Origin of the sequence: Sphaerochaeta sp. S2, assembly GCF_016406725.1 — a bacterium.
GTDB lineage: Bacteria > Spirochaetota > Spirochaetia > Sphaerochaetales > Sphaerochaetaceae > Sphaerochaeta.
The window spans coordinates 1-1,076 of record NZ_JAEKNT010000472.1 but is presented as its reverse complement, the minus strand read 5'-3'; the positions used below and the strand labels follow the sequence as shown (position 1 = coordinate 1,076).

Annotated in this window: 1 protein-coding gene; it reads right to left on the bottom strand. The window is 48.8% G+C overall.

From position 1 onward, the window contains the following. Positions 1-125: 125 nt before the first annotated feature. The coding region (locus tag JF818_RS13695) for a transposase (protein ID WP_198892540.1) at positions 126-1,076 on the bottom strand (951 nt) is incomplete at its 5' end.

Genomic DNA, 1,076 nt, shown 5'->3' with positions numbered 1-1,076 from the left:
GTGAGCATCAAACCAAATACACCCTAGCAACATGACCACCCATTCCTATATATTGGGCCTTGAATAGAAAAGGGCATACATCTGGCCCCTGTCTAGCGACAGAGGCTGAATCAGGTAGGATTAACCTACCCAGACTTCTTTTTCTTGATGGACATTGAATGTACTACCAATTCTTCACGAAGCTGAGGTGTCAGGTTCCAAGGCAGGAACTGGTCGTAGTCTACAGAGTTTGCCTTCAAGCTGCGTAACTTTGTCACTACTTTCAGAAGATAGGTAACATATTCATGGAGGTTAAGATCCCATAAGTTGGCAGTCTGTATGATGGTCTCTAGAGTAGCAAGAGTGTGTGCTCCCTCAGGGCATCCTGCAAACAGCACGTTCATCCTAACTGTGGAAAATGCGCGAATAATACGTTCGCTTCTCGAATTGTCAGGATTAAGGTTGGCACAATCGAGGTAAGATCTGAATATCAGCTCACTGTTGAGGTAGTAGTTCATACCCTCCATGATGAACTCGTCATCCCTATGGTGGTCGTAACGACCCCTGATCCATTTGGACAGCTTCTCAAACAGGGGGATCGACTCCCGTTTCCTGGTGCTGATAAAATCCAGCTCGCTTATCAGCTTGTCGTCCAGCCACAGGGGGCGATAGGTCTTGTCTATCTTGTAGATCTTTCCGATGGTGGTGATGATCCTGTCCAGCGTGATATAGCCGGGAGAACCCTCCGGATAGGCCCCAGCCTTCTGGGCATCGATAAAACGCCTCCTCAAATGAGCTAAGCAGAGTGCAAGCGTAAACTGGTAGTCCTGTTTTTTTGTCTGGTAGCCAACATAACAGTCAGCCTGCAGGAATCCAGAGTAATCGCCCACGATGCCCTTGAAGACATCACTTGAGCGGGATACATCATACTGGAAATAGGCAGCAGGCTTGCCAGGGGTCGCACTGCAGATTACCCACATCCAGGAATCAAGGGTGTCCTTACGTCCAGGCTCGTCAAGGACTTGCAAGCGTGTCTCGTCGGCGTTTACAGCATCCTGTGACAGGATGAAGTCCTTTATTGCCTCGGCGACAGGTTT